The 22,453-nt window shown below is 53.2% G+C and carries 22 protein-coding genes, 2 tRNA genes and 1 other RNA gene; 13 read left to right on the top strand and 12 right to left on the bottom strand.

Annotation, left to right across the window (positions count from 1 at the left end; genetic code table 11):
• Positions 1 to 519 precede the first annotated feature (519 nt).
• Positions 520 to 1,371, top strand: coding sequence for an aldo/keto reductase (locus tag AC6I8X_RS11000; RefSeq protein ID WP_497839790.1), 852 nt, complete (start codon positions 520 to 522; stop codon positions 1,369 to 1,371).
• A gap of 22 nt (positions 1,372 to 1,393) precedes the next feature.
• Here the strand turns inward: AC6I8X_RS11000 and AC6I8X_RS10995 are convergent, their stop codons facing one another.
• Positions 1,394 to 2,269: a D-hexose-6-phosphate mutarotase gene (locus AC6I8X_RS10995; protein WP_497839789.1), complete on the bottom strand. Its 876-nt coding sequence runs from the start codon at positions 2,267 to 2,269 to the stop codon at positions 1,394 to 1,396.
• 73 nt (positions 2,270 to 2,342) lie between these two features.
• Entirely contained in the window at positions 2,343 to 3,341 is a 999-nt protein-coding gene (gapA, locus tag AC6I8X_RS10990) for a glyceraldehyde-3-phosphate dehydrogenase (RefSeq protein WP_332665988.1), read from the bottom strand.
• A gap of 339 nt (positions 3,342 to 3,680) precedes the next feature.
• On the opposite strand from gapA, the gene msrB reads away from it, so the two are divergent.
• Together msrB and AC6I8X_RS10980 are read left to right on the top strand one after the other, a co-directional pair.
• A complete protein-coding gene (gene msrB / locus AC6I8X_RS10985; RefSeq protein WP_310617488.1) occupies positions 3,681 to 4,091 on the top strand; it encodes a peptide-methionine (R)-S-oxide reductase MsrB in 411 nt (136 codons plus the stop codon).
• A 2-nt stretch (positions 4,092 to 4,093) separates the two neighbouring features.
• On the top strand, positions 4,094 to 4,375 hold the full coding sequence (locus AC6I8X_RS10980; RefSeq protein WP_497839788.1) for a YeaC family protein: 282 nt from the start codon (positions 4,094 to 4,096) through the stop codon (positions 4,373 to 4,375).
• Positions 4,376 to 4,409: 34 nt separating this feature from the next.
• Here AC6I8X_RS10980 and pncA read toward each other — a convergent pair whose 3' ends face one another.
• The 3 genes from pncA to sppA form a co-directional block, all read right to left on the bottom strand.
• Positions 4,410 to 5,018: a bifunctional nicotinamidase/pyrazinamidase gene (gene pncA, locus AC6I8X_RS10975; RefSeq protein WP_084875219.1), complete on the bottom strand. Its 609-nt coding sequence runs from the start codon at positions 5,016 to 5,018 to the stop codon at positions 4,410 to 4,412.
• 16 nt (positions 5,019 to 5,034) lie between these two features.
• On the bottom strand, positions 5,035 to 6,048 hold the full coding sequence (gene ansA, locus AC6I8X_RS10970; protein ID WP_313689386.1) for an asparaginase: 1,014 nt from the start codon (positions 6,046 to 6,048) through the stop codon (positions 5,035 to 5,037).
• Between the two features lie 204 nt (positions 6,049 to 6,252).
• A complete protein-coding gene (gene sppA / locus AC6I8X_RS10965; protein WP_416412378.1) occupies positions 6,253 to 8,118 on the bottom strand; it encodes a signal peptide peptidase SppA in 1,866 nt (621 codons plus the stop codon).
• 169 nt (positions 8,119 to 8,287) lie between these two features.
• Here sppA and AC6I8X_RS10960 point away from each other — a divergent pair, with 169 nt between their 5' ends.
• The 4 genes from AC6I8X_RS10960 to AC6I8X_RS10945 all read left to right on the top strand — a co-directional run bounded on the left by AC6I8X_RS10960 (position 8,288) and on the right by AC6I8X_RS10945 (position 12,283).
• On the top strand, positions 8,288 to 8,839 hold the full coding sequence (locus AC6I8X_RS10960; RefSeq protein ID WP_497839787.1) for an NAD(P)H nitroreductase: 552 nt from the start codon (positions 8,288 to 8,290) through the stop codon (positions 8,837 to 8,839).
• 153 nt (positions 8,840 to 8,992) lie between these two features.
• Entirely contained in the window at positions 8,993 to 10,036 is a 1,044-nt protein-coding gene (gene selD, locus AC6I8X_RS10955) for a selenide, water dikinase SelD (RefSeq protein ID WP_299451225.1), read from the top strand.
• 22 nt (positions 10,037 to 10,058) lie between these two features.
• Positions 10,059 to 11,987, top strand: coding sequence for a DNA topoisomerase III (locus AC6I8X_RS10950; protein ID WP_497839786.1), 1,929 nt, complete (start codon positions 10,059 to 10,061; stop codon positions 11,985 to 11,987).
• Entirely contained in the window at positions 11,987 to 12,283 is a 297-nt protein-coding gene (locus AC6I8X_RS10945; protein WP_497839785.1) for a YnjH family protein, read from the top strand. Before AC6I8X_RS10950 ends, AC6I8X_RS10945 begins: the two co-directional genes overlap by 1 nt.
• Before the next feature lie 33 nt (positions 12,284 to 12,316).
• Here the strand turns inward: AC6I8X_RS10945 and xthA are convergent, their stop codons facing one another.
• Both xthA and AC6I8X_RS10935 read right to left on the bottom strand, forming a co-directional pair.
• Positions 12,317 to 13,123, bottom strand: a complete 807-nt coding sequence (gene xthA, locus AC6I8X_RS10940; protein WP_299451220.1) for an exodeoxyribonuclease III — start codon at positions 13,121 to 13,123, stop codon at positions 12,317 to 12,319.
• A 137-nt stretch (positions 13,124 to 13,260) separates the two neighbouring features.
• Entirely contained in the window at positions 13,261 to 13,890 is a 630-nt protein-coding gene (locus AC6I8X_RS10935; protein ID WP_497839784.1) for an NADPH-dependent F420 reductase, read from the bottom strand.
• A 102-nt stretch (positions 13,891 to 13,992) separates the two neighbouring features.
• Between AC6I8X_RS10935 and AC6I8X_RS10930 the strand changes: the two genes are divergently transcribed.
• A complete protein-coding gene (locus AC6I8X_RS10930; protein WP_313689281.1) occupies positions 13,993 to 14,886 on the top strand; it encodes a LysR family transcriptional regulator in 894 nt (297 codons plus the stop codon).
• Between the two features lie 42 nt (positions 14,887 to 14,928).
• Here the strand turns inward: AC6I8X_RS10930 and AC6I8X_RS10925 are convergent.
• From AC6I8X_RS10925 to AC6I8X_RS10905, 5 genes are all read right to left on the bottom strand, one after another.
• Positions 14,929 to 15,057, bottom strand: a non-coding RNA gene (locus AC6I8X_RS10925) — RtT sRNA.
• 37 nt (positions 15,058 to 15,094) lie between these two features.
• Positions 15,095 to 15,179, bottom strand: a tRNA-Tyr gene (locus AC6I8X_RS10920).
• 42 nt (positions 15,180 to 15,221) lie between these two features.
• Positions 15,222 to 15,306, bottom strand: a tRNA-Tyr gene (locus AC6I8X_RS10915).
• A gap of 144 nt (positions 15,307 to 15,450) precedes the next feature.
• A complete protein-coding gene (gene purU / locus AC6I8X_RS10910; RefSeq protein ID WP_084875197.1) occupies positions 15,451 to 16,299 on the bottom strand; it encodes a formyltetrahydrofolate deformylase in 849 nt (282 codons plus the stop codon).
• Positions 16,300 to 16,356: 57 nt separating this feature from the next.
• On the bottom strand, positions 16,357 to 16,812 hold the full coding sequence (locus AC6I8X_RS10905) for a YchJ family protein (RefSeq protein WP_299451215.1): 456 nt from the start codon (positions 16,810 to 16,812) through the stop codon (positions 16,357 to 16,359).
• Positions 16,813 to 16,908: 96 nt separating this feature from the next.
• Here AC6I8X_RS10905 and rssA point away from each other — a divergent pair, with 96 nt between their 5' ends.
• From rssA to AC6I8X_RS10880, 5 genes are all read left to right on the top strand, one after another.
• Complete coding sequence (rssA, locus tag AC6I8X_RS10900) at positions 16,909 to 17,814, top strand: patatin-like phospholipase RssA (protein WP_084875193.1); 906 nt, start codon at positions 16,909 to 16,911, stop codon at positions 17,812 to 17,814.
• Positions 17,815 to 17,916: 102 nt separating this feature from the next.
• Positions 17,917 to 18,933 (top strand): two-component system response regulator RssB, encoded by a 1,017-nt coding sequence (rssB, locus tag AC6I8X_RS10895; protein WP_313686786.1) that lies wholly within the window; start codon positions 17,917 to 17,919, stop codon positions 18,931 to 18,933.
• A gap of 193 nt (positions 18,934 to 19,126) precedes the next feature.
• Positions 19,127 to 20,035 (top strand): UTP--glucose-1-phosphate uridylyltransferase GalU, encoded by a 909-nt coding sequence (galU, locus tag AC6I8X_RS10890; RefSeq protein ID WP_299451211.1) that lies wholly within the window; start codon positions 19,127 to 19,129, stop codon positions 20,033 to 20,035.
• Positions 20,036 to 20,058: 23 nt separating this feature from the next.
• Positions 20,059 to 21,399, top strand: a complete 1,341-nt coding sequence (locus AC6I8X_RS10885) for a UDP-glucose dehydrogenase family protein (RefSeq protein WP_416412384.1) — start codon at positions 20,059 to 20,061, stop codon at positions 21,397 to 21,399.
• A 14-nt stretch (positions 21,400 to 21,413) separates the two neighbouring features.
• Positions 21,414 to 22,421: an NAD-dependent epimerase gene (locus tag AC6I8X_RS10880; RefSeq protein ID WP_313686781.1), complete on the top strand. Its 1,008-nt coding sequence runs from the start codon at positions 21,414 to 21,416 to the stop codon at positions 22,419 to 22,421.
• The last annotated feature ends 32 nt before the right edge of the window (positions 22,422 to 22,453 follow it).

Here is a 22,453-nt window from a genome sequence, read left to right as displayed (position 1 = left end):
AGCTATGGAAAACCAGGCCCTCATTTCGGGCCGGTATCGTCGATTTGAGACAATTCTGCTGCGATTGAGAAGCACCCTCATTAAAAGTTAAAGCATTGGCAGAATTTGGTTAGACTCTGTGTGTGATTGTTATATTAATAGACCGAATAAATTGTGAACCATTTCAAACTTAAAGTGCTTTCTGTGCCGGGATCCTGATATTTTGCGGCTTGCAGCACCGGTGCAGTTCCCTTATCTCATAGTGCCTTTGTTATTTATGACGAATCATCTTATCGTGATGGGCAGGACCGTTTTTAGCCGGTGCTGCTGGGTGATGATGACAGGGTAAACGTTGCTCCTGGTTCATATCAGCAATGTGTGTTTCGTACGCGAGAACACCTTCTGTAACCTGACAGCCGCAGTGTCAGACCACGCTGCATGGCGCTATTTTTTGTTGGTTTTGCATCCATGCACCGCAATGGTGCTCTTTTTCTGTATTGCACCATTTGTGGGTTCATTTATGGTGCATTTGGAGGCTTTGTGACCAGAACAATTCAGTTTCAGGGAGAATCACTGTTACCGGCGATCGGCCAGGGGACCTGGTATATGGGGGAAAACCCGGCGACACACCAGCAGGAAGTCGCAGCGCTGCAGGCCGGGCTGGACTGCGGACTGCGGTTGATTGACACCGCTGAGATGTATGCTGAGGGTGGGGCGGAAATTGTCGTGGGTGAGGCATTAAAAGGACGACGCGATCAGGCCTGGCTGGTGTCAAAGGTCTACCCGTGGAACGCCGGTGCAGTCGATGCTATTGATGCCTGTGAGCGCAGTCTGCGCCGTTTACAGACTGATTATCTCGACCTTTATTTGTTGCACTGGCGTGGCAACATCCCTCTGGAAGAGACCATCCTCGCGATGGAAACCCTGCAACAGCAGGGGAAAATCCGGCACTGGGGAGTATCGAATTTCGATACTGACGATATGCAGGAGCTGTGGGGAGAAGACGGCGGTAGCGCCTGTCTGACCAATCAGGTGCTTTATCATCTCGCCTCGCGGGGGATCGAATATGATTTGCTGCCGGAATGCCAGCAGCGTGATGTCCCCATCATGGCCTACTGCCCGTTAGCCCAGGCGGGGCGGCTGCGGCAGTCACTGTTCAGCGATGCGCGCGTGCAGCAGGTTGCACAACAGCAGGGCATTAGCGTAGCGCAATTGCTGTTGGCATGGGTGATTCGTAAAGATGGGGTGATCGCCATTCCGAAAGCCAGCAGTGTGGCTCATGTGCGGGAAAATGCGGCAGCGCTTGACGTGGTGTTAAGCGGGGAAGAACTGGCGTTGCTGAACCAGGCGTTTCCACCGCCGCAGAATAAGCTGCCGCTGGATGTGGTATAGCGGCGCATCAGCACCGCTTTTATCAGGCTTTACTGCGCAACCGGAAGGTGGTGGCGAGGCGGGCAGGGGATTCACCAGCGCTCACTAACGGCTGATTAATGCGTGCGGTTTCCACGCACACCATGGTTTTGTAACCATCATTAGCCATATCAGCCATGCTGCATGACAATTCTGGCCCCGGGTTCCAGGTGACAACGTCACTTTGATAATGATGGTAAACCTCGATAAGCCGGTTGCCACCTTTATCATGGATCACGCTGCAGTCATCTGGCGCGGTAAACACGCGATCAATACGGCCGGGGTAAGTCTGGCGGCCATTTGATTCACCGGAGGCACTGCTGTCCACTTTATCGATAAACGCGTTACCCAGTCCGCTCACCTCGGTCTGGACGATATCGGCTATCTGGAAATAGCTGTGGAGCGCCGCGGTGGCAGAAAAATCACCGTGTGCTTCCAGTTCGATCTCGCAATGGGATTCGATACGGAAGCGGGCAAACAGGGTGAAATCGTGCGGCCAGAGCTTTTTGGTTTGTGCGTTGCTTTCCAGCGCGAAGGTCAGAATGACACCTTCTTCATTTTCATCATGTGCTGACAACGTCCAGGGCAGGTTACGGGCAAAGCCGTGTGCTGGTTCACCCGCCGGACCAAACCATGGCCAGCAAATCGGTACGCCGCCGCGAATAGCTTTACCGGCAGCAAACGGTGTTTTGTCACTCAGCCATAACACCGGCTGCTGGCCGCTCGGTTGCCAGGCAAGCAAATGAGCACCCTGCAGGGTAATGGCGGCACGGACACGAGGATGGTTGACGACAATGACGGGCAAATCACCAATCTGACGTTGTGACAGATAAGGCGTAATCTGCGTCACCACGGGTAGCGAAAAAAGCGACTCTTGCATACAAAGACCTTCTCTTTAGCTAGCCAAAAAAAAGGGCGACCTAAGTCGCCCCTTGTCCATTTCACGGGTTTTCTTACTTAGCAGCAACCAGTGCAATCAGGTCGAGAACCTTGTTAGAGTAACCAGTTTCGTTATCGTACCAGGAAACCAGTTTCACAAAGTTGTCATTCAGCGCGATACCGGCTTTAGCATCGAATACTGAAGTCAGCACTTCGCCGTTGAAGTCAGTTGAAACCACGTCATCTTCAACATAACCCAGCACGTCTTTCATTTCGCCTTCAGCAGCGGCTTTGATGGCTGCACAAATTTCTTTGTAAGAGGCGGCTTTTTCCAGACGAACGGTCAGGTCAACAACAGAGACGTTCGGGGTCGGAACGCGGAACGCCATACCGGTCAGTTTACCGTTCAGTTCTGGCAGAACTTTACCTACGGCTTTAGCCGCACCGGTAGAAGACGGGATGATGTTCTGAGAAGCACCACGGCCGCCGCGCCAGTCTTTGTGAGACGGGCCGTCAACGGTTTTCTGGGTAGCGGTGGTCGCGTGAACAGTGGTCATCAGACCTTCAACGATACCGAATTTGTCGTTGATGACTTTTGCCAGCGGAGCCAGGCAGTTGGTGGTGCAGGATGCGTTAGAAACGATGTCCTGGCCAGCATATTTCTCGAAGTTAGCACCGCGAACAAACATCGGGGTGTCATCTTTAGATGGGCCAGTCAGAACCACTTTCTTCGCGCCAGCTGCGATGTGTTTACGTGCAGTTTCGTCGGTCAGGAAGATACCGGTTGCTTCAGCAACCACGTCAACACCCACTTCGTCCCATTTCAGGTTAGCCGGGTCTTTCTCAGCGGTAACACGGATTTTTTTACCGTTAACAATCAGCGCGCCGTCTTTAACTTCTACGGTGCCGTCGAAACGACCATGCGTAGAGTCATACTTCAGCATATAAGCCATGTAATCGGCGTCCAGCAGGTCGTTGATCGCGACGATTTCGATGTCAGAACGCTGCTGCGCAGCACGGAAAACGATGCGACCGATACGGCCAAAACCGTTGATACCTACTTTGATAGTCATATATTCCACCAGCTATTTGTTAGTGAATAAAAGGTTGGCTGTAAAATTACAAAAACCTTACCAGGCGTCAAGCGGAATCGTGTCAATTGTTGCGACAGGTCAATTCCACTGACAGGAATTATTCGTTGCGCAAACGCTTGCGCAACGGCGATTATTCCAGAGCCAGATCTGCCGATCGCCGACTATAAAGGGATGTGTATTGTAAAGGGTGATCGGCATCACAAATTCGTGCTGTGATCCGCGAGACGGATGCGTTCGCACGAAAAAAGACCCGGATGATGTTATTCGTTTGTTAGAATACTAGTCGATTTTTTCAGAATGACACCCCGGAATCCTAAAATGGCTAAAGACACCGCACCTGCGGAAAAAATCGCGCAGCTGTCCGAAATGCAGCGCTATGTAACCCAGCATCGCGGAACGGAACCTCCTTTTACCGGAGCCCTTTTGCATAATAAGCAGGAGGGCATCTACCACTGCCTGGTGTGTAACGCGCCGCTGTTCCTTTCCGAGAGCAAATATGATTCTGGCTGTGGCTGGCCAAGCTTCTACCAGCCCGTCAGCGATGATGCGATTCGTTACCTCGAAGATGATACCCACGGCATGCACCGCGTCGAAATCCGCTGCGGAAACTGTGATGCGCATCTGGGGCATGTGTTCCCGGATGGACCACAGCCGACCGGTGAACGCTATTGCGTCAACTCCGCTTCGCTCAGCTTCACTGATGAGCAGGGCAAGCAACAGCAGGGGTAAGCATGAAACAGGAACTGGAAGCGATGCTGGCGGCGATGACGCCAGAAGTTTACCAGCGTCTTGCCACTGCAGTGGAGACGGGGAAGTGGCCGGATGGGGTAGCGCTAACCCCGGAGCAGCGTGAAAACTGCCTGCAGCTGGTGATGTTGTGGCAGGCGCGTCACAACGATGCACCGCAGCATATGACCATTGGCAAAAATGGCGAGATGGTGATGAAGTCGAAGAAAGAGCTGAAAGAAGAGTTCGGCATCGAAACCGATGTGACCCGTATCAACCTGCACTGATTGCTGAAGGGCTGGTGACCACCAGCCCTGATTTTCAGATAATTACCGCACCCTGATTACGCATCTGTTCTATGGCAATGGCGCTATCGTCGGGGTTGAGGTTGACACCGCGGCAGCCTTCTTCCACCACTTCAACCTGATAACCCAGCTCCAGCGCATCCAGTACGCTGTATTTGACGCAGTAATCGGTTGCCAGCCCCAATACCACTAAATGGCTGATATCACGTTCACGCAGCCAGCTGTCCAGCTCGGTTTTACGGCGATGGCCGTTGTCGAAAAAGGCGCTGTAGCTGTCAACATCCACATCCTGTCCTTTATGGAACACCGCATCAATCAGCGAACGATCCAGCTCCGGATGGAAATCGGCCCCTGCAGAACCCTGAATGCCGTGGTCTGGCCACCAGATCTGCGCCAATCCGTTCAGTTCCCCTAAGGTATACACCGGCTCGCCGGATACAGAGGCAAAGCTGCCATGGTTTTTCGGGTGCCAGTCCTGCAATGCCACCACGCACTCGCCCCTGGCCCGAAATTCACGTGCGTAGCGATTGGCAACAGCAACCGTCAGGTCACCTTCACGCACTGCCATTGGGCCACCGGGGCAAAAATCGTTTTGTATATCGATGATTATCAATGCCCGCTTCATTACATCTCGCTCCGTATCAATCTTCTGTCAGTTCGCCACGTAAATTCTGCTGCATTCTGGCACGAATTTCTCCGCTGGTGAGGTTTTGACTCAGTAAAAAGTGAAGTTTTGTTAATGTTGCTTCAACAGTGAGATCAAAACCGCTGATCACGCCAGCATGCTCCAGTGCATTACCGGTGGCGTATCCCCCCATATTCACTTTGCCAGACATGCACTGCGTCAGGTTGACCACCACAATCCCACGCTCACTCGCCTGTTGCAGCTCGGCCAGGAACTCCGCGTTTTGCGGCGCATTGCCTACGCCATAGGAGCGCAGAATCAGGGCTTTCACCGGCTGACGCAGGAAATTACGTACCACTTCCGCAGATATTCCTGGGTAAATGGTCACCACACCAATCGGTTGTGGGGTGATCGGATGGACAATCAGTGCACCCTTGCCTGGCGGTGCCGGTGGAGTATTCAGGCGGCGAATATGAATACCCGCTTCCAGTAACGGTGGCAGGTTTGGCGAGGCAAACGCGTTGAAGCCATCAGCGTGCGCTTTAGTGGTGCGGTTACCCCGGAACAGGGTGTTATTAAAGAATAGCGTCACTTCGTTGATCGGATAGTTAGCCGCCACATACAACGAGTTCAGCAGGTTCTGTTGGCCGTCTGAGCGCAATTCTGCCAGTGGGATCTGTGATCCGGTGACGATCACCGGCTTGGCAAGGTTCTCCAGCATAAAGGAGAGTGCCGACGCGGTGAATGCCATGGTATCGGTACCATGCAGAATCACAAAGCCGTCGTAATGGTCGTAATTCTGTTTGATATCATTGGCGATAGCCTGCCAGTCCTCCGGCGTCATGTCGGAGGAATCCATCAGCGGGTGATATTCGTGAATGGTGAAATCTGGCATTTCCGGGCGGTGGAACTCAGGCATATTGGCCAGCTGCTGTTGCAGGTGACCTGACACCGGAATGTAGCCATGGGCGGAGCGCTGCATACCAATGGTCCCGCCAGTGTAGGCGACGTAGATATTTTTCTTTTGCATGAATGAACTCAGACTTGCCGTAAAACGCGCAGTATAAGGGGATTACCGGGGAAAAGCAGCCCGGCCAGAGGCCGGACTGTAAAGATTATCTCACACCCGTCATTCTTCGCGCTGCAGGTGCGTTGGCTGCGCTCATTCACCCCAGTCACTTACCTGAGTAAGCTCCTGAGGATTCACTCGCTTGCCGCCCTCCTGCAGCGCGAATTATTTAGGGTTTACGTTGCCGCAGTTGAGGCAGAACGCGTAACGATTTTGCGGATCGTTGAGGTTATCGAACAGGCCAGGCTGTTGCTTCATGGCGCTCATCACATCCAGCATCGGTGCCGGCAGCCACACTTTCAGTGCCTGTGGCATGATGGCGCTAGCCGAAGCACTCATCTGATTCAGCAGCAGATCCAGCATGCCTGGATCATCCTGATACCAGCTCAACTGTGGTGTGGTGATTTTTGCCAGCTCGGCGGCTTTTTTGACGGCATCATCAAAGTCACCCAGGGCATCCACCAGCCCATTGGCTTTGGCATCGCTACCGGTCCAGACATGGCCCTGAGCAATATCATTGATCTGCTCTGGCGTTTTATGGCGCGACGCGGCGACCAAACCTACAAAGTTACGATAGCCGTTTTCAATGGTCAGCTGCATCAACTGCTGCACTTCAGGTGGCAGCGCTTTGGTGGTCGCGACATCTGCCAGCGGTGAAGTGGCAACGCCATCGGTGTGCACGCCAATGGTACTCAGGCTGTTTTCGACGGTATTAATCACACCAAAGATTCCGATGGAACCGGTCAGGGTGCTGGGGTTCGCCACAATATAATCAGCTGGTGTGGAGATCCAGTAACCGCCGGATGCCGCCATGCCACCCATCGATACGACGACCGGTTTACCCGCTGCATGGGCAGCCGCCAGTTCTTCGCGGATCGCTTCTGAGGCGGTGACGCTGCCACCAGGGCTGTTCACGCGCAGGATGATCGCCTTAATTTTCGGATCGAGACGCGCATCGCGGATCTGCGCGGCTGTGGTATCACCACCGACATTCCCGGCGGTCTCTTCACCGTCCATGATCGCACCACTTGCCATTACCACAGCGATATTGCCATCCTGCTGCGTCGGCGGTTGTTTAACGGTGTAATCGTAAATGCTGACGTTGCGATAATCGTTGTTTTGCTTATCCCAGCCAAACGTCTTGATCATCTCCTGATCGGCAACAGCACGGCTCTCCAGTGCATCCACCAGCTTACTGTTCAACGCATATTTAGCGGTATCGCCCTGCACAGCCTGTAATCCGCTGATGATGCCTGCGGCGCCAGGGAACAGCTGTTCCGGCGTGATCTGGCGGTTTGCTGAGACGGTGTTCAGGTAGTTCTGCCAAAGCTGACCAATCCAGCGGCTATCAGCATCGCGTGCTTCCGGTGACATATCGTCACGCAGGAAAGGTTCCACTGCCGATTTGTAAGTGCCAACGCGGAACACATGTGAATTAACTTTCAGCTTATCCAGCAGCGTTTTGTAGTACAGCCCGTTGGTGGCGAAACCATGTAAATCCACGGTGCCTTGCGGTGACAGGTAAATCTTGTTGGCATAGCTGGCGAGATAATATTGCGCCTGGCTGTAGTTATCGCCAATGGCATACACCGGTTTGCCGCTGTCACGGAACTCGCGCAACGCTTTCCCGACATATTGCAGCGAAGGCTGATCGCCACCGCCAAAATCACGCAGGTCGAGCACAATCCCGGTGATGTTTTTGTCACCTTTTGCCTGACGGATGGCATCGACAACATCAAACAGGGAATTTTCCTGCAAGCGATCGCTGTTGCTGCCGAGCAATTGACGACCAATACGGCTCAGACGATTGCTGACCGAAGGTTTGTCCACCAGTACACCGGTGAGGTCTACTTTTAGCGCACCTTGTTGCACCGGTTCGCTACTGCTTGAACCGCTCACCTGCAACCAGATCCCAACACCTGCAAGGATCAAAACAATAAGAAATAAGTTAAGGATAAATTCCCGGATAAAATTCAGCACCCGCCAGCCCCAGCGGAACAGGCCTGCAATAATTCGCCACAGTGTGCGCATAGACTCTCCATATTCACGTAGCCGAAGACAGCCAGCACGCTGGCAGCCCCGATGTCGCCCTCATCCTAAAGAGCAGCGTGCTAAATGTCAGCAGGAAATCGCGCCAGACTGTTACAAAAGATCGTCGTATGCCAGGATTAGGCAACGCTTTTACACAAGGGAGAAGATAATGGATGCACTTGATTTGTTAGTTAATCGTCGCTCGGCTTCACGTCTGGCCGATCCTGCACCGGCGGGTGAGGTGCTGGAGAACATTCTGCGCGCGGGTATGCGCGCACCGGATCACGGCGCATTACAGCCGTGGCGCTTCATTATTGTTGAGAAAGAAGGGCGTGACCGTCTGAGCCAGCTGCTGGAGCAGGCTGCCCGTGCCAGCGCGATGGATGATAAGGCGATAGAGAAAGCCAGTTCGTCACCGTTCCGCGCACCGATGATTATCACCGTGGTGGCGCGGTGCGAAGATCACCCGAAGGTGCCGCGCTGGGAACAACTGATTTCCGCTGGTTGTGCGGTGATGGCGATGCAAATGGCCGCCGCCGCGCAGGGCTTCAATGGCATCTGGCGCAGTGGACCCTGGACGGACCATCCTCAGGTACGCGAAGCCTTTGGTTGCCGTGAGCAGGATGCGATTGTCGGCTTCCTTTATCTGGGTACGCCACAGCTGAAATCCAGCACCACCGTACTCCCGCCCGACACGGCGGAATTTGTCAGTTATTTCTGACAGACAAATGGCGGGCTGGTGCGGCAGGCTGAGTGACGTTGCAGGGATTGCATATCGCCTGTGCGATTGATCGAACTGTAACCGCGTAACACTTACCACATGCTGGCAGCCAGGCTAACATAGCGCTATCTGCCAGTGCATAAGGAACCCGCCATGAGTGAACCTCTTCGCCTGACCCAGTACAGCCACGGTGCTGGCTGTGGCTGTAAAATATCCCCCCAGGTGCTGGAAACCATCCTGCATAGCGAACTGACCGCCTTCCATGATCCCCATCTGCTGGTGGGGAATGAAACGCGTGATGATGCAGCGGTTTACGATTTAGGCAACGGCAGCGCGGTGGTCAGTACCACCGACTTTTTTATGCCGATCGTTGACGATCCCCACACCTTTGGCCGTATTGCCGCGACCAACGCCATCAGTGACATCTACGCCATGGGCGGTAAACCCATTATGGCTATCGCGATTCTGGGCTGGCCGGTCAATGTGCTCAGCCCGGAAGTGGCGCAGCAGGTGGTGGAGGGTGGTCGCGCGGCGTGTCAGGCGGCGGGTATTGCGCTGGCGGGCGGCCATTCCATTGACGCCCCCGAACCGATTTTCGGCCTTGCTGTGACCGGTATCGTCGATGTGGCGCGCGTGAAGAAAAACAGCGCGGCGCAGGCCGGGTGTCAACTGTTCCTGACCAAGCCGCTCGGCATTGGCATTCTGACCACGGCAGAAAAGAAAGGATTGCTGCGGCCTGAGCATCAGACGCTGGCGGCGGAAGTGATGTGCCAGCTGAATAAAGCCGGTGCAGAGTTCGCGCAACTGGCGGGGGTCACCGCCATGACCGATGTCACCGGATTTGGCTTGCTGGGCCATCTGAGTGAAATCTGTCAGGGATCGGGCTTGCGTGCTGAGGTGATTGTCGCGCAGGTGCCGCGTCTGTCCGGGGTTGATGCCTATATCGCTGCCGGTGCTGTCCCCGGTGGGACGGGCCGCAACTTTGCCAGTTATGGCCGACATGTGTCGCCGATGGATGATGCGACGCGCGCGTTGTTATGTGATCCGCAAACGTCTGGCGGCCTGCTGGTGGCGGTACAACCCTCGGCTATCGAGGAGTTTCAGCGTTGTGCCATGCTGGCGGGTGTCACTGCAACCGCCATTGGCGAGCTTTTTGCGGCAGAACCCCATCTGCCACTGATTACCGTAGTTAACTGACGTTTAAGGAACGACGCCATTCATGCGTTTGTTTATTGCAGAAAAACCCAGTCTGGGACGCGCCATCGCTGACGTGTTGCCAAAACCGCACCGACGCGGCGATGGGTATATTGCCTGCGGCAATGACCAGGTGGTGACCTGGTGTGTCGGGCATTTGCTGGAGCAGGCTCAGCCAGACAGCTATGACAGTCGATACGCCCGCTGGAACCTTGCCGATCTGCCGATCATCCCCGAAAAGTGGCGGCTCCAGCCACGGCCATCGGTGGCAAAACAGCTGAAGGTTATTGAAGGATTGCTGGCGCAGGCCACCGAGGTGGTGCACGCGGGTGACCCGGACCGTGAAGGTCAGTTGCTGGTGGATGAGGTGATCGATTATCTCCAGCTGCCGCCGGAAAAACGTCAAAAGGTGCAGCGTTGTTTAATTAACGATCTCAATCCGCAGGCGGTGGAGCGGGCGGTAGGTCGTTTACGTGAAAACCGTGAGTTTATTCCGCTGTGCGTCTCGGCGCTGGCGCGTGCGCGTGCGGATTGGTTGTATGGCATCAATATGACCCGTGCCTGGACGCTGCTGGGACGCAACGCTGGCTACGACGGCGTACTCTCGGTTGGCCGGGTGCAAACCCCGGTGCTTGGCCTGGTGGTCCGTCGTGATGAAGAAATCGAAAACTTTATTCCAAAGGACTATTTCGAAGTCAAAGCGCACATTGTGACGCCAAAAAACGAGCGCTTTGTCGCCAGCTGGGTGCCAAGTGACGCCTGTGAACCCTGGCAGGATGAAGAAGGTCGCTTACTAAACCGTTCGCTGGCGGATCATGTGCTGGAACGCATCAACGGCAAGCCCGCGCTGGTCACCGGGTATAATGATAAACGGGAATCAGAAATCGCTCCGTTGCCGTTCTCACTGTCGAGTCTGCAAATCGAAGCGGCAAGGCGCTTTGGCCTGAGTGCGCAAAATGTACTGGATTGCTGCCAGCGCCTGTATGAAACCCACAAACTGATTACCTATCCGCGCTCGGATTGTCGTTATCTGCCCGAAGAGCATTTTGCGGGTCGGCATGCGGTACTGAACGCCATTCAGGCACACCAGCCGGATATGACGCCGCCAGCGGATTTCAATGTCGATCAGCGCAATCGTTGCTGGGACGATAAAAAAGTGGATGCGCACCACGCCATCATTCCAACCGCGCGCTCCAGCAAGGTTAACCTGAGCGAAAACGAAGCCAATATTTATGGGCTGATCGCACGCCAGTATCTGATGCAGTTCTGCCCTGATGCGGTGTTCCGCAAGTGCGTGATCGATCTCGACATTGCCGGTGGCAAATTTGTCGCGAAAGCTCGGTTTCTGGCTGAGGCGGGCTGGCGGGCATTACTGGGCAGTAAAGAGCGAGATGAAGAGAACGATGGCACCCCGTTGCCGGTGGTCAGCAAAGGAGATGAGCTGTTATGCGAACGCGGGGAGGTACTGGCGAAACAGACTCAGCCTCCGCGTCCCTTCACCGATGCGACTTTACTCTCCGCGATGACCGGTATCGCGCGTTTTGTTCAGGATAAAGATCTAAAGAAAGTGCTGCGAGCAACCGATGGTTTAGGAACGGAAGCGACGCGCGCCGGAATTATTGAATTATTGTTCCGGCGAACATTCCTGGTGAAGAAGGGCCGTTATATTCACTCCACAGAAGCGGGCAGAGCATTGATTCACGCGCTACCCGAAATGGCGGCACGGCCTGATATGACGGCGCACTGGGAATCGACGCTAACCCGCATCAGTGAAAAAGCCTGTCGTTACGATGAGTTTATGCAGCCGCTGGTCAGCACCTTAATCGGTTTGATTGGTCAGGCGCGTCAGCAGCCGTCGTTGCAGGCATTTCGTGGCATTGCCGCGAGCGGCACAGCGAGTGAGAAAAAACGATCACGCAAACCCGCCCGGCGCAAAATGAAGGAGACCGAGTGATGCGTTATTTGATGGTGCTGCTGAGTGGCGTATTGCTGTTTAGCAGCGCTGCGCAGGCCAATCGCACCCCTGATGTGGGGCGCACCGGCAATACCGATGTGGTGGTTGATATGCCACCTGAAGTCTGGACGCAGGGACAAAATAACCAGCAAAGCAATTGCCTGCAGTGCTGCACCTATGAGAATCGCAGTTATTCTGAAGGGGCGGTGGTCAAAGCGGAAGGCGTGCTGCTGCAATGCTCACGCGATGAGAAAGTGATGGGTACCAATCCCTTAATCTGGAAGATCATCAAATAATCCGGGTGGCCTGTTGCAGGCCACCCGGCATCATCAAAAACCGAACGTTGACCACACTGGTGCGTGATCGGACGGTTTTTCCATACTGCGGATGTCATAGTCGATACCGCTTGCGATGCAGCGTGAGGCCAGCGGCTGGCTGGCAAGCAGCAGATCAATACGCAGGCCACGGTTATCATCAAAACCTTTGGAGCGGTAATCAAACCATGAGAAACGGTCTGCTGTTTCCGGGTATTTAGCACGCCAGGTATCCACCAGTCCCCAGTTCATCAGGCGATCCATCCACTCACGCTCCTCCGGCAGGAACGAGCATTTGCCGGTGCGCAGCCAGCGTTTGCGGTTCTCTTCCCCGATGCCGATATCGAGATCGGTGCTGCTGATATTCATATCACCCATAATCAGCACCGGCTTATCGGCGGCCAGCTGATTTTGCAGGTAGTTTTGCAGATCCTGATAAAACTTCTCTTTCGCCGGGAACTTGATCGGATGGTCACGGCTTTCTCCCTGCGGGAAATAGCCATTGATAACCGTGATATCACCAATCGGGCTGGGAATTTCTGCCATGATCAGACGGCGCTGGGCATCTTCACCATCATCCGGGAAACCACGATGGACCACCACCGGTTGTGCTTTTGTCAACAGAGCGACGCCGTAGTGGCCTTTTTGTCCATGATAAAACACGTTGTAACCGAGCTTGCTCACTTCCTCGAGTGGGAACATATCGTCATGGACCTTGGTTTCCTGCAGGCCAATCACGTCTGGCTGATGTTGCTCAACCAGCGCTTCGAGTTGATGAGGACGCGCCCGTAAGCCATTGATGTTAAATGAGACAAATTTCATGTGGCAGCCATTTTATCCGTGATAAGTATGGCGGGATGGTAGCGAGTTTTGTCATAAATGTCATGGGCAGAATCGACAGAAAAGGCAAGGCGTGGGGTTTACCTGCCGCCGCGTGCTGACGGGCGGCAGGTGGTAAATCAGTCCTTTCTGGCCTGGGCCAGTGCCGTTGCTAACTCCTGTCTGGTCATCCGCACGCAGTAGGAGGGCATTCCGCGCTCGAAACGCCAGCCTTCAGCCAGCGGACCGGCATCGACGGTATCAAAGCCAAAAGCTTCGTAAAGCGCGGCAGCGACAGCTTTGCCCTCTTTATCGTCGCCTGCCAGCGGCAGTGCGCGTCGTCCGGCTGTTGCCGCCGGTAATCCATCACTCTCCAGCTGAGTCATGGGGATAGCGTTAAAGGCTTTAGTAATCTGACTATCGGGTAAGTGGCTGGCCAGCAGTTCACTGGTGGTGGTCTGTCGCCTGGCCAGCACATCGACGTTACCGTCGCGATCAGGATAGTAGTTAACGGCATCGAGAAGATGCTTTCCTCTCAGTTCATCTACCGGCAGTGCATCGATGGCGGTCAGTGGCACTGCAATAAGCACGATATCGCCAAATCTGGCGGCTTCGCTTGCCGTACCTATTTCACAACCGATCATCGGACGCAGACTGAACAGCGTCTGAGGACTACGTGAATTGCTGAGCATGACCTGATGTCCGGCCTGAATTGCCAGTTTAGCGACCGCACGGCCCACGAATCCGGCACCAATAATTCCAATTCTCATTATTCCTCCACAGGGGCTTGACCTGTGGTCTACTATGATTCTCTCCTAAAAGAAGATAAATCGATCTATTGTTGTTTTAAAAACAACTCAAAGGGGTTAATCGTGGATAGGCTGACTGGAATGAAAGTATTCGTTAAAGCCGCAGAACTGGGTTCTTTTGCAGCGGTGGCTGATGCGCTGGAAATGTCACCACAGATGGTGGCGAAACACATTGCTGCGCTTGAATCGCGCTTAGGTACGGCACTTATTAACCGCACTACGCGCCGTCAGCATCTGACCGATATCGGGCGCAGCTATTACGAACGCTGTCGGGTGGTGTTATCGGAAGTGGAGGAGGCGGATGCCGTAGTGTTGAATATGCAGGCGACGCCTTCCGGCATCATTCGGGTGAATGCCCCGGTGACGTTTGGCTCTTACGCACTTGCTCCTTTTATCACCCACTATCTGGCGACCTGGCCAGAGGTGCAGGTTGAACTGACGTTGAGTGACAGGATCATCAATCCTGGCGAAGAAGAGGCCGAGGTGATTATCCGCATTGGCGAACTGGCCGACAGCTCGATGGTGGCATGGCCGCTGTCACCTTACCGGCTGATTGCCTGTGCTGCTCCTTCCTATATTCAACAGTATGGCTTACCGCTGACACCGTCAGATTTGCAGCACCATGCTTGTCTGGTGTATGGACTGTGGTCGGCCGCTATGCCCTGTCGCTGGATGTTCCGCAAAGAGGGGAAAACGGAAGAAGTGAGACCAGAAGGGCGGTTAAGATCCAATGACTGGAAGGCGCTGATGCATGCGGCGCTGGAAGGCTATGGCGTTACGCTGGGACCAGAAGATGTGCTGAAAGAGGAAATCAACAAAGGACATCTGGTCAGGGTGTTGCCGGATTACGAAGGTCCGTCACGCCCGATGCATGTCCTGGTTCCCTCGGCACGTAAACAAACGGCAAAAATACGCTGTTTTGTCGAGGCACTCAGAAATGAGTTTGCAAATAACTAAGGGGGATGTTCTGGAGTGGAATCAACACAGGAAATATCTGGATGGTGGTGGGAGAAGGATTATTCGGCGCGTCGCGCCTCACCCTTCGGGCCGCGCTAAAGCGCGTTGTCTCGCGTAGCTCGACTCGAACCTTCGGTCGAAGTTTCTCATCCTTCTCCATCAGCAATATGGATGTTCTGGAGTGGAATCAACACAGGAAATATCTGGATGGTGGTGGGAGAAGGATTCGAACCTTCGAAGTCTGTGACGGCAGATTTACAGTCTGCTCCCTTTGGCCGCTCGGGAATCCCACCAGGGATGATACATATTGTGGCTACAGGTCGCGGCGATTCAGATGGTGGTGGGAGAAGGATTCGAACCTTCGAAGTCTGTGACGGCAGATTTACAGTCTGCTCCCTTTGGCCGCTCGGGAATCCCACCACTGGCCTGAATCATTACGCCTGAAAGCGGGGCGCATAATACCAAATGCGCTCAGTCTGTAAAGCGCCCACGCTAAATTTATGAATCGATTGCCCACTTTTTGCCCGTGACGCTGAAGCCTTGCACAGTTCAGCGTCTGAGTGATTAAAGAATGATCGTACGATTGCCGTAAACAAACACACGCTGGCCCAGCACTTTGTACAGTGCACGGCTCAGTACATTCTTCTCAACGTCACGACCCGCGCGCATCATTTCTTCTGCGGTGTAGCTGTGATCCACGTTGATGACATCCTGCATAATGATCGGACCTTCATCGAGGTTGTCGTTCACATAATGCGCGGTGGCACCAATGATTTTCACGCCACGCTCGTAGGCCTGATGATAAGGACGCGCGCCAATAAAGGCGGGCAGGAAGGAGTGGTGAATATTGATGATCTGGTTCGGGTAGCGCTGCACAAACGCTGGGGTTAGTACGCGCATATATTTAGCCAGCACCACGTAATCCGGCTGATAACGATCAATCTCTTCAACCATGCGGTTATCGTGCTCTTCACGCGTCAATCCTTCATGGCTGACCAGCGCAAATGGAATATCGAAGCGTTCGACCAGCGAGCGCAACGTTTCGTGATTGCCGATAACCGCAGCAATTTCCATATCAAGACCACCAAACGCGCTTTTCATCAGCAGGTCGCCAAGGCAATGCGCTTCTTTGGTCACCAGAATCACCACACGACGGCGTCCGGCGCTGTTCAGCTCACGGACCGATCCAACCGGTAAGGCGCTGTCGAGATCCGCGAGCAGGGTGTTGTCGTTGAAAATGCCTTCCAGCTCTGTGCGCATAAAAAAACGCCCGGTACGGTGATCGACAAATTCGTTGTTCTGCACGATGTTGAGTTCGTGCTTGTAACAAATATTGGTGATTTTGGCGATCAGACCTTTCGCATCGGGGCAAATGGTACGTAATACTTTTCGTTGCATGGTTTGCGCTTGCATCTCGATCAGAGTCCTGTCAAAGCGATGAATGGTAAAGCCGTTGGGTGAATGTCCAAATCAGCCACAACATTTTTTGTATTTTTTATCGGAGCCACAAGGACAGCGATCGTTACGCCCCAGTTCAGGCGTTGTTCCGTCAACATAGTACCAGCGTTGATCCTCACGAAGAAAGCGTGAACATTCATAGATGGCCGAAGTACGTCCTTTTTCGATGAATCGCGCAAAAAAAGTCACGAATGCTTCGTTCTCATGGCTTCCCTGATTACAACGGGTTACATTCAGGCCCAGCCATTCGGTGCCGGAAAAACTTTCAGATAATAACGTCTCAAGTTCGGCCACCCGCTGGCTGGGGTGCCAGGTGGCGACCAGCCAGGCAGCGTTTTTCTCCACGTAAGCACAGTAGCGTGAGCGCATCAGTTGCTCAGCACTGGCGGGGGAACTCTGCCCGGTCAGAAAGGGTTGGCAACATAGGCTATACTGCTTTCCGCTGCAGCAGGGGCACTTTTCGTACACGTCATCTCCAGAGGGTGATTAAAGTTAAAGATTGCGCGCGCTATGGTAGCCGAGTGTCAGGCGCGATGCTACGTACCAGGCAAAACCCGAGGTAAGATGAGAAAGGTGAGGATCGGGCTGGCCCTGGGATCAGGTGCCGCCAAAGGCTGGTCACATATTGGCGTGATTAATGCGCTGGAGCGGGCCGGTATCGAGGTCGATGTCGTCGCCGGATGTTCCGTGGGTGCGCTGGTCGGTTCAGCTTATGTAAATGGCCGTCTGGGTATGATGGAACGCTGGGTGAGCGCCTTTCGTTACTGGGATGTCATTCGGCTGATGGACCTGTCATGGCAGCGCGGTGGTTTGTTGCGAGGCGATCGGGTATTCAGTCACGTCCGGCAACTGATCCCGAATGATTTTATTGAGCAGTGTGACAAACCTTTTGGTGTGGTTGCCACCAATCTTAGTACCGGCCGTGAGTTGTGGTTAACCGAGGGTGACCTGCATCAGGCGGTACGTGCTTCCTGTAGTATGCCAGGCTTATTACCACCCGTTGGCTACAATGGTTACTGGCTGGTGGATGGTGCGGTGGTTAATCCGGTGCCGATTTCGCTCACCCGGGCGCTGGGCGCGGATATCGTTATCGCGGTTGATTTGCAGCATGACGCGCACCTGATGCAACAAGATTTGCTGTCGGTTACGCCGCAAAGTGGGGAAGAACAAGCGGCAGCAGAAGCACTGAGCTGGGGCAAAAAACTGCGCCAGCGGTTGCTGGGATTAGCCCAGCGCCGCGCTAATCAAACACCTGGTGCGATGGAAATTATGTCTACCTCCATCCAGGTACTGGAAAATCGCCTGAAGCGTAACCGTATGGCAGGCGATCCGCCGGATGTGCTGATTCAGCCATTCTGTCCACAAATTTCTACGCTGGACTTTCACCGTGCTGAAGAAGCCATTGCGGCAGGCAAGGCCGCCGTTGAGAAGAAAATGGATGAACTATTGCCACTGGTTCGTAGCAGATAGTCAGGTTGTTCATTCACAGATGTTGTTACTTCAGTTAATTCTGAAAGGCGCAACTGCGTTTTATGAACCACTATTGAAATATCTGGTACGCAGGGGGAGAGAATGGAAAAACCACTAATCGGCAAAAAGATACTCATTGTCGAAGATGAGGTCGTTTTCCGTTCGATGCTGGATAACTTATTAGTCAGTCTCGGCGCTCAGACGATGCAGGCGGGCGATGGCCTCGATGGCCTGACGTTACTCACCGCACAACCGGTTGATCTGGTGATTTGCGATTTGGAAATGCCGCGCATGGGTGGCATTCAGTTTGTCGAGCGAATCCGCAGTCGCGGCAACAGCGTGCCAATTCTGATCATCTCGGCAACACAAAATATGGCCGATATTGCCCATGTTTTACGCCTTGGTGTGCAGGATGTGCTGCTCAAGCCTTTGAAGAACCTCGACCGCTTTCGTGAAGCGGTGTATGAGTGCCTTTATCCTTCCATGTTTACCTCCAAGGTTGAGGAAGATGAACAGCTGTTCCAGGATTGGGATGCGCTGGTGCGTGATCCGCTGGCGGCTTCCAAACTTCTGAAGCAACTGCAACCCCCGGTGCAGCAAACTATTGCTAACTGCCGGATTAATTATCGCCAGCTTACCATGGCAGAACAGCCGGGATTGGTACTGGATATTGCCGCGTTATCCGATAAAGACCTGGCGTTTTATTGTCTTGATGTAACCCGAGCCGGAGATAATGGCGTGTTGGCTGCGTTGTTGTTGCGCGCGTTGTTTAACGGCTTGCTGCAGGAACAACTTTCCGGACAGAAACAGCGCCTGCCGGAGTTAAATGGCTTGCTGCGCCAGGTGAATATGTTGTTGCGTCAGGCAAACCTGAATGGGCAATTTCCATTGCTGGTCGGTTACTATCATCGGCAACTTAAAAATCTTATTTTGGTGTCGGCAGGTCTTAACGCCACACTGCACATTAACACCCATCAAATTCAACTCAGTAATGGGGTTCCGCTTGGCACTATGGGCAGTACCCACCTCAATCAAATTAGTCAGCGTGCAGAGTCCTGGCAATGCCATGTCTGGGGCTCTGGTGGCAGGCTGCGTCTGATGTTATCGGCTGAAGAATAAGCGATTAGATTTATATTTTCTGCGGGCTGGAGACAGGGCCAGGGGTAAGCTTTACACTTGGGTAATAGTCTTAAATTCCGCGGATTAACTCCATCCAGGATAAATCCGTCAGTGAGTAGCTGATATACTCATTTCGTTTTTTAAACCGACATATCAAGTATTAACTTGAGCGGCCTATAAGAGAGGTATCTTGATGTCTGCCTTTAAGTCTAAAGTAAAAAAAGCGGTAATCCCTGTTGCTGGTCTGGGTACGCGTATGCTCCCTGCCACGAAAGCGATTCCCAAAGAGATGTTACCGCTGGTCGATAAGCCGTTGATCCAGTATGTCGTGAATGAGTGTATTGCTGCTGGCATTAACGAAATTGTGCTGGTTACCCATTCGTCTAAAAACGCGATCGAAAACCATTTTGATACCAGTTTTGAGCTGGAATCAATGCTGGAAAAACGTGTTAAGCGTCAGCTGCTGGACGAAATCCAGTCAATTTGCCCGCCACACGTTACCATCATGCAGGTGCGTCAGGGCATCGCCAAAGGTCTGGGTCACGCTGTGATGTGTGCACACCCGCTGGTCGGTGATGAGCCGGTTGCCGTCATTCTGCCGGATGTGATCATCGATGAGTACGAATCTGACCCGACCAAAGACAACCTGGCAGAAATGCTGTCGCGTTACGAAGAAAGTGGCCGTAGCCAGATTATGGTTGAGCCGGTTGCCGATGTGACCGCATACGGTGTGGTTGACTGCAAAGGTGCGGATCTCAGCCCGGGCGAAAGTGCGCCGATGGTGGGTGTCGTTGAGAAACCGAAAGCGTCTGAAGCGCCATCAAACCTGGCAGTGGTTGGCCGTTATGTGCTGTCTGCGGATATTTGGCCGTTGCTGGCGAAAACCCCTCCGGGTGCTGGCGGTGAAGTACAGCTGACTGACTCCATTGCGATGCTGATGGAAAAAGAAACGGTTGAAGCTTATCACCTGAAGGGTGTGAGCCATGACTGCGGTAACAAGCTCGGTTATATGCAGGCTTTTGTTGAGTACGGTGTTCGCCACCCGGTCCTGGGCAAAGATTTTGCACAGTGGCTTGAAGGCGAAGTAGGAAATAAAAAGTAACTCATTAAGCACAGGATAATTCAATGAAAGTCACTGTATTTGGTATCGGCTATGTCGGTCTGGTTCAGGCTGCGGTGTTGGCCGAAGTCGGACATGACGTTCTCTGTATTGATGTCGACGCGAATAAAGTCGAAAACCTGAAAAAAGGCATCATCCCGATTTTTGAGCCGGGACTCACTCCTCTGGTGATGGCGAACTATGAGTCAGGGCGCCTGAAATTCAGTACCGATGCGGAAGAAGGCGTAAACCACGGTGTGATGCAGTTTATCGCCGTGGGTACACCGCCAGATGAAGACGGTTCAGCCGATCTGAAATATGTGACTGCAGTAGCTCGTACCATTGCGCAGCACATGAATGGTCACAAAGTGGTTATCGATAAATCAACAGTACCGGTTGGCACAGCAGATAAAGTGCGCTCGGTGATGACGGAAACCCTGAAAAACCGTGATGCCAATATTGCGTTTGATGTGGTTTCTAACCCGGAATTCCTCAAGGAAGGTGCAGCGGTAAGTGACTGCATGCGTCCTGAGCGTATCGTGGTCGGTACTGATAACGATGAAGTGGTTGAGCTGTTGCGTGAGCTTTATGAGCCGTTTAACCGCAACCATGATCGTATGATTTTAATGGATATCCGCAGCGCAGAGCTGACGAAGTACGCAGCAAACTGCATGCTGGCAACCAAAATCAGCTTTATGAATGAGATCTCCAACCTGGCTGAACGCCTTGGTGCGGACATTGAGAAAGTGCGTCAGGGCATCGGTTCTGATTCCCGTATTGGCTACCACTTTATCTATCCGGGCTGTGGTTACGGCGGTTCCTGCTTCCCGAAAGATGTTCAGGCGCTGATTCGTACTGCTGAGTCTATCGGTTATAAACCGCGTCTGCTGCAGGCGGTTGAAGATGTTAACGACTCACAGAAAAGCAAACTGCCCACCTTTATCAAACGTCATTTTGGCGATGATTTGCGTGGTAAGACCTTTGCGCTGTGGGGCCTGGCATTTAAACCGAACACCGACGATATGCGTGAAGCTTCCAGCCGCGTTTTGATGGAAACGTTGTGGGAAGCGGGTGCGACTATTCAGGCATTCGATCCGGAAGCGATGGATGAAGCGCAACGTATCTACGGACACCGTAGCGATCTGAAACTCATGGGTACCAAAGAAGCGGCGCTGCAGGGCGCAGATGGCCTGGTCATCTGTACCGAATGGCAGAATTTCCGCGCACCTGATTTTGATGTCATTAAAACGGCATTAAAACAACCCGTGATTTTTGATGGTCGTAACCTGTATGATCCGGAACGCATCAGCAAACGCGGCTTCGTTTATTATGCAATCGGCCGCGGAGCTTCTATTCAAATTGCGTAATAAATGAGGGATGTATGAAGTTTCTGGTTACCGGCGCGGCAGGTTTTATTGGATTTCATGTTTGTCAGCGTCTGCTGGCTGCCGGTCACCAGGTTGTCGGCATCGACAACCTGAATGATTATTATGATGTCAGCCTGAAGCAAGCCCGCCTTGATCGGATAGCCTCTCATCCCGCATTCAGTTTCAGTAAAATGGACCTGGCTGATCGCCAGGCCATTTCTTCCTTGTTTGAACATCATGGCTTTGATCGTGTCATTCATTTAGGGGCACAAGCCGGGGTGCGTTATTCTATCCAGAATCCGCATATCTACGCCGAATCCAATCTCATCGGCCATCTCAATATTCTTGAAGGTTGCCGCCATCATAAGGTCGGCCATCTTCTTTATGCTTCCTCCAGTTCAGTTTATGGTCTGAACCGTAAAATGCCTTTTTCAACCGACGACTCGGTTGATCATCCGGTTTCGCTGTACGCCGCGACCAAAAAAGCCAATGAGTTAATGGCCCATACGTATTCGCATCTCTATCAATTGCCCACCACCGGTTTACGTTTTTTCACCGTGTACGGCCCGTGGGGACGGCCCGATATGGCGCTGTTCAAGTTCACCCGCGCGATGCTGGCTGGAGAACCTATTGATGTGTACAACAATGGGCAGATGATGCGTGATTTCACCTACATTGATGATATTGCTGAGGCGATTGTCCGCTTACAGGATGTGATTCCGCAGCCAGACGCTCAATGGACCGTAGAAACCGGATCGGCAGCCACCAGTTCTGCGCCGTATCACGTCTACAATATCGGCAACAGTCAGCCGGTGACATTAATGGCGTATATCGAAGCACTGGAAAGTGCACTGGGCATGGAAGCGAAGAAAAACATGATGCCGCTGCAGCCCGGTGATGTGCTGGAAACCAGCGCAGATACTGAAGCCCTGAAGAAAGCGATAAATTTCCACCCGCAGACCAGCGTGCGAGAGGGCGTGCAGCAATTTGTTGACTGGTACCGTGAGTTTTATCAGCAATAATGATGCATAAAAAAAGGAAGCCAGCGGCTTCC

Source organism: Pantoea sp. X-Soil-TKNS-1280, assembly GCF_059730475.1.
Note: the sequence above shows the minus strand (reverse complement) of the source record. Positions and strands in the feature narration are given on the sequence as shown.

What these genes read in the sequence shown, in the direction of transcription:
- AC6I8X_RS10880 (WP_313686781.1), top strand. Translation starts at nt 21,414, where the DNA reads ATGAAGTTTCTGGTTACCGGCGCGGCAGGTTTTATTGGATTTCATGTT.
- sppA (WP_416412378.1), bottom strand. Translation starts at nt 8,118, where the DNA reads ATGCGCACACTGTGGCGAATTATTGCAGGCCTGTTCCGCTGGGGCTGG.
- selD (WP_299451225.1), top strand. Translation starts at nt 8,993, where the DNA reads ATGAGTGAACCTCTTCGCCTGACCCAGTACAGCCACGGTGCTGGCTGT.
- AC6I8X_RS10935 (WP_497839784.1), bottom strand. Translation starts at nt 13,890, where the DNA reads ATGAGAATTGGAATTATTGGTGCCGGATTCGTGGGCCGTGCGGTCGCT.
- AC6I8X_RS10960 (WP_497839787.1), top strand. Translation starts at nt 8,288, where the DNA reads ATGGATGCACTTGATTTGTTAGTTAATCGTCGCTCGGCTTCACGTCTG.
- rssB (WP_313686786.1), top strand. Translation starts at nt 17,917, where the DNA reads ATGGAAAAACCACTAATCGGCAAAAAGATACTCATTGTCGAAGATGAG.
- msrB (WP_310617488.1), top strand. Translation starts at nt 3,681, where the DNA reads ATGGCTAAAGACACCGCACCTGCGGAAAAAATCGCGCAGCTGTCCGAA.
- purU (WP_084875197.1), bottom strand. Translation starts at nt 16,299, where the DNA reads ATGCAAGCGCAAACCATGCAACGAAAAGTATTACGTACCATTTGCCCC.
- xthA (WP_299451220.1), bottom strand. Translation starts at nt 13,123, where the DNA reads ATGAAATTTGTCTCATTTAACATCAATGGCTTACGGGCGCGTCCTCAT.
- AC6I8X_RS10885 (WP_416412384.1), top strand. Translation starts at nt 20,059, where the DNA reads ATGAAAGTCACTGTATTTGGTATCGGCTATGTCGGTCTGGTTCAGGCT.
- pncA (WP_084875219.1), bottom strand. Translation starts at nt 5,018, where the DNA reads ATGAAGCGGGCATTGATAATCATCGATATACAAAACGATTTTTGCCCC.
- rssA (WP_084875193.1), top strand. Translation starts at nt 16,909, where the DNA reads ATGAGAAAGGTGAGGATCGGGCTGGCCCTGGGATCAGGTGCCGCCAAA.
- gapA (WP_332665988.1), bottom strand. Translation starts at nt 3,341, where the DNA reads ATGACTATCAAAGTAGGTATCAACGGTTTTGGCCGTATCGGTCGCATC.
- AC6I8X_RS10995 (WP_497839789.1), bottom strand. Translation starts at nt 2,269, where the DNA reads ATGCAAGAGTCGCTTTTTTCGCTACCCGTGGTGACGCAGATTACGCCT.
- ansA (WP_313689386.1), bottom strand. Translation starts at nt 6,048, where the DNA reads ATGCAAAAGAAAAATATCTACGTCGCCTACACTGGCGGGACCATTGGT.
- AC6I8X_RS10950 (WP_497839786.1), top strand. Translation starts at nt 10,059, where the DNA reads ATGCGTTTGTTTATTGCAGAAAAACCCAGTCTGGGACGCGCCATCGCT.
- galU (WP_299451211.1), top strand. Translation starts at nt 19,127, where the DNA reads ATGTCTGCCTTTAAGTCTAAAGTAAAAAAAGCGGTAATCCCTGTTGCT.
- AC6I8X_RS10980 (WP_497839788.1), top strand. Translation starts at nt 4,094, where the DNA reads ATGAAACAGGAACTGGAAGCGATGCTGGCGGCGATGACGCCAGAAGTT.
- AC6I8X_RS10945 (WP_497839785.1), top strand. Translation starts at nt 11,987, where the DNA reads ATGCGTTATTTGATGGTGCTGCTGAGTGGCGTATTGCTGTTTAGCAGC.